3 protein-coding genes and 1 pseudogene are annotated in these 4,424 nt (G+C 73.7%); all 4 read left to right on the top strand.

The genetic code is table 11. From position 1 onward, the window contains the following. Positions 1-531, top strand: a pseudogene (locus tag RIF68_RS28460) (glutamyl-tRNA reductase); the annotation flags it as partial. After that, the gene (gene hemC / locus RIF68_RS28455; RefSeq protein WP_309054162.1) at positions 528-1,514 is read left to right on the top strand and encodes a hydroxymethylbilane synthase; all 987 of its coding nucleotides are present in this window, start codon (positions 528-530) and stop codon (positions 1,512-1,514) included. The pseudogene RIF68_RS28460 and the gene hemC, both read left to right, overlap by 4 nt. Further along, positions 1,511-3,181, top strand: coding sequence for a uroporphyrinogen-III synthase (locus tag RIF68_RS28450; protein ID WP_309054161.1), 1,671 nt, complete (start codon positions 1,511-1,513; stop codon positions 3,179-3,181). Before hemC ends, RIF68_RS28450 begins: the two co-directional genes overlap by 4 nt. A gap of 162 nt (positions 3,182-3,343) precedes the next feature. Beyond that, positions 3,344-4,339 carry a porphobilinogen synthase gene (gene hemB / locus RIF68_RS28445; RefSeq protein ID WP_309054160.1) on the top strand — a complete coding sequence of 332 codons (996 nt, stop codon included), beginning with the start codon at positions 3,344-3,346 and terminating at the stop codon, positions 4,337-4,339. Positions 4,340-4,424: the final 85 nt, after the last annotated feature.

Here is a 4,424-nt window from a genome sequence, read left to right as displayed (position 1 = left end):
GCCGTGGGGGCCCGCGAGACCCCGCTCGCCCTGCTCGACCTCGCCATGCCCCGCGACATCGACGCCGCCGCCCACCGCGTCGCCGGTGTCCGGCTCGTCGACATCGAGTCGCTCGCCGAGGCCTCCGCCGACGCGCCCATGGCCGCCGACGTCGACCAGGTCCGGGGCATCGTCTCCGACGAGGTCGCCGCCTTCGGCGCCGCCCAGCGCGCCGCCCACATCACGCCGACCGTGGTCGCCCTGCGCACCATGGCCGCCGATGTGGTCGCCGGTGAGATGGCCCGCCTGGAAGGGCGGCTCCCCGGTCTCGACGAGAAGCAGCGCGCCGAGATCACCCAGACCGTGCGACGCGTGGTCGACAAGCTCCTGCACGCGCCGACCGTGCGGGTCAAGCAGCTGGCCAGTGAGCCCGGCGGCGCCGGGTACGCCGACGCGCTGCGGACACTCTTCGACCTCGACCCGCAGACGGTGGCCTCCGTCAGCCGGGCCGACCTGAATGACGCCGACGTCAAGAACCGAGGGCGAGTATGACCGAGAGGGCATTGAGGCTCGGGACCAGGCGCAGCAAGCTCGCCATGGCCCAGTCCGGGCACGTGGCCGACGCGGTCCGGCAGCTGACCGGCCGGCCCGTCGAGCTCGTGGAGATCACCACGTACGGGGACACCTCCCGGGAGCACCTCGCGCAGATCGGCGGCACCGGCGTCTTCGTCGCCGCCCTGCGCGACGCGCTGCTGGCCGGTGAGGTGGACTTCGCCGTCCACTCCCTGAAGGACCTGCCGACCGCCCAGCACCCCGACCTGGTGCTGGCCGCGATCCCGCGCCGCGAGGACCCGCGCGACGTGCTGATCGCCCGTGAGGGCGTCACGCTCGACCGGCTGCCGCAGGGCGCCCGGATCGGCACCGGTTCGCCCCGGCGCATGGCCCAGCTGCACGCCTACGCGCGCAGCCACGGCCTGGAGGTCAGCTGTGTCCCGATCCGGGGCAACGTCGACACCCGGGTCGGCTACGTCCACAGCGGGGAGCTGGACGCGGTGGTTCTCGCCGCGGCCGGTCTCAACCGCATCGGAGGGACCGCCGAGCTCCTCGGCTCCCTGTCGCACGACGCCCTGTCGGTCGACGCGGTCCTGCCCGCCCCCGGTCAGGGGGCCCTGGCGGTCGAGTGCCTGGCGTCGAACGCCGAACTCGTCGCCGCGCTCGCGCCTCTCGACGACCCGCGCACGCGGGCCGCCGTGACGGCCGAGCGATCCCTGCTCGCCGCTCTGGAGGCCGGCTGCTCCGCACCCGTGGGTGCGCTGGCCGACCTGCTGACCGACGACCCCGGTCACGGGCAGGTTGTCACCGAAATGCGCCTGCGCGGCGTCGTCGGCACCACCGACGGCTCGACGCTGGTGCAGCTGTCCACCACCGGTTCCGTACCCACCTCGCACGACGAGGCGGTGGCTCTCGGACGCGAACTCGCGGACGAGATGCTCGCCAAGGGCGCGGCCGGTCTTATGGGGGAGCGAGCACTTTGAACCCCACCAGCCCGACCACCAGCCCCGTCTCCCCGGCTCTCGCGGGCCCCGGACACGTCACGTTCCTCGGCGCAGGCCCGGGCGATCCCGGGCTTCTGACCCTGAGGGCCGTGGAGGCCCTCGCCGGGGCGGACGTCCTGATCGCCGAGCCGGACGTCCTCGACGTCGTCCGCTGCCATGCGCGCGCGGGCGTGAGCACGCCGGAGCTGACGGTCGTTGACGAGTCGTCAACAGCCGCCGGTGTCCCCGTGTTGAGGGATGCGGCCAATCTTGTCATGGAGGCCGCGCGGGGCGGCAGGCGGGTCGTCCGTGCGGTGACCGGCGATCCCGGCCTGGACGGGAACGCGGGCGCCGAGATGCTCGCCTGTGCCGCCGCGGGCATTCCCTTCGAGGTCGTCCCCGGTGTGGCCACCGCCGTCGGCGTGCCGGCGTACGCCGGTGTGCCGCTGCGGGACGCGCAGGGCACCGACGTGCGCTTCGTCGACGCCCGCACCGCCGACGACCGGTGCTGGGCCGAGGTCGGCGCCTCCGACGGGACCGTGGTCGTCTCCACGTCCCTGGACTCGGTGGCGGCGGCGGCCGGCGAGCTGGTGGCGGCGGGCCGTAAGCCGGACACCCCGCTCACCGTCACCATCGCCGGTACGACGACCCGGCAGCGCACCTGGAACGCGACGCTCGGGACCATCGCCCAGGTCTTCAAGCAGGGCAAGGTCCTTCCCTCGCCCGAGGGCCACCGGCCGGTGATAGCCGTGGTCGGCGAGCGCAGCGCCGCGGCGCAGCGGGACCAGCTGTCCTGGTTCGAGTCGAAGCCCCTCTTCGGGTGGCGGGTGCTCGTGCCGCGGACCAAGGAGCAGGCGGCTTCGCTCTCCGACCAGCTGCGCTCGTACGGGGCCGTGCCCCACGAGGTGCCCACGATCGCCGTGGAGCCGCCGCGCACCCCGCAGCAGATGGAGCGCGCGGTCAAGGGCCTGGTCACCGGGCGCTACGAGTGGATCGCCTTCACCTCGGTGAACGCCGTGAAGGCGGTGCGGGAGAAGTTCGAGGAGTACGGGCTCGACGCCCGCGCCTTCGCCGGGATCAAGGTGGCGGCGGTCGGCGAGCAGACCGCAGCGGCGCTGGTGGACTTCGGTGTGAAGCCGGACCTGGTGCCGAGCGGGGAGCAGAGCGCCGCGGGTCTCCTGGAGGACTGGCCGCCGTACGACCCGGTCTTCGACCCGATCGACCGTGTCTTCCTGCCGCGTGCCGACATCGCGACGGAGACGCTGGTGGCCGGGCTCATCGAGCTGGGCTGGGAGGTCGACGACGTCACCGCCTACCGGACCGTACGGGCCTCGCCGCCGCCGGCGGACACCCGTGAGGCGATCAAGGGCGGCGGGTTCGACGCGGTGCTGTTCACCTCGTCGTCCACGGTGCGGAACCTGGTCGGCATCGCCGGCAAGCCGCACAACGTGACCGTGATCGCCTGTATCGGCCCGGCGACCGCCAAGACGGCGGAGGAGCACGGCCTGCGGGTCGACGTGCTGTCGCCGGAGCCGTCCGTGCACAAGCTGGCCGAGGCGCTGGCCGAGTTCGGACTGCGGCGGCGGGGCGCCGCGCTGGAGGCGGGCGACCCGGTGACGCGTCCGAGCGAGCGCCGTCCGGGTGCGCGCCGTCGGCGCACCACCTAGGCGCGCCGTCGGCGCGCCACCTGGGCGCGGCAGCGGTTTCGGCGGGGTGCGGGTCCTCGGGGAGGGTCCGCACCCCGCCGCTTTTCCGTCCTCCTGCCCGCGGGTGCCCGGTTCAACACCGTGTCGGTAAGTGCACGGGGGCCGCGGGCGTAGCCTCGGGGCATGAACTCGTACGGATCCTTTCCCGGGGCGCGGCCGCGGCGGCTGCGGACGACGCCTGCCATGCGGCGGATGGTGGCCGAGACCCGGCTGCATCCCGCCGACCTGATCCTTCCCGCGTTCGTACGCGAGGGGATCACCGAGCCCGTTCCGATCGCGGCCATGCCCGGTGTCGTCCAGCACACGCGGGACACCCTGCGGAAGGCGGCCGTGGAGGCGGTGGAGGCGGGGGTCTCCGGGATCATGCTGTTCGGGGTGCCCGAGGAGGCGAAGAAGGACGCCGCGGGGACGGCCGGCACCGACCCGGACGGCATCCTGCAGGTGGCGATCAGGGACGTGCGCGCCGAGGTCGGCGACGACCTGGTGATCATGTCGGACCTGTGTCTCGACGAGTTCACCGACCACGGCCACTGCGGGGTCCTGGACGCCGAGGGCCGGGTCGACAACGACGCCACGCTGGAACGTTACGCCGAGATGGCACAGGTCCAGGCCGACGCCGGCGTCCACGTCGTCGGCCCGTCCGGGATGATGGACGGCCAGGTCGGCGTCGTCCGCGACGCCCTGGACACCATCGGCAAGGAGGACGTCTCGATCCTCGCCTACACGGCCAAGTACTCCTCGGCCTTCTACGGCCCCTTCCGGGAGGCCGTCGGTTCCTCCCTCACCGGCGACCGCAAGACCTACCAGCAGGACCCCGCCAACCTGCGCGAGTCGCTGCGCGAGCTGGCCCTGGACCTGGAGGAGGGCGCGGACATGGTGATGGTGAAGCCCGCCGGCCCGTACCTCGACGTGCTGGCGAGGGTCGCCGAGGCCGTGGACGTGCCGGTCGCCGCGTACCAGATCAGCGGGGAGTACGCGATGGTCGAGGCGGCGGCCGAGAAGGGCTGGATCGACCGGGACCGGGCGATCCTGGAGACCCTCACCGGCATCCGGCGGGCCGGAGCGGGGATGATCCTCACCTACTGGGCGACCGAGGCCGCCCGCATGATCGGACGCTGACCGCGCCCCGGAGGTCGTGCCGGGCTCCGCACAGCCCGGCGCGACCACGTGCGGGACCGGGGGGTGGGGGGCCCCCGGGCCGGGC

The organism is Streptomyces sp. (assembly GCF_031178505.1).
Classification (GTDB): Bacteria; Actinomycetota; Actinomycetes; order Streptomycetales; family Streptomycetaceae; genus Streptomyces; species Streptomyces gulbargensis.
This window is presented reverse-complemented; position numbering and strand designations above follow the sequence as displayed.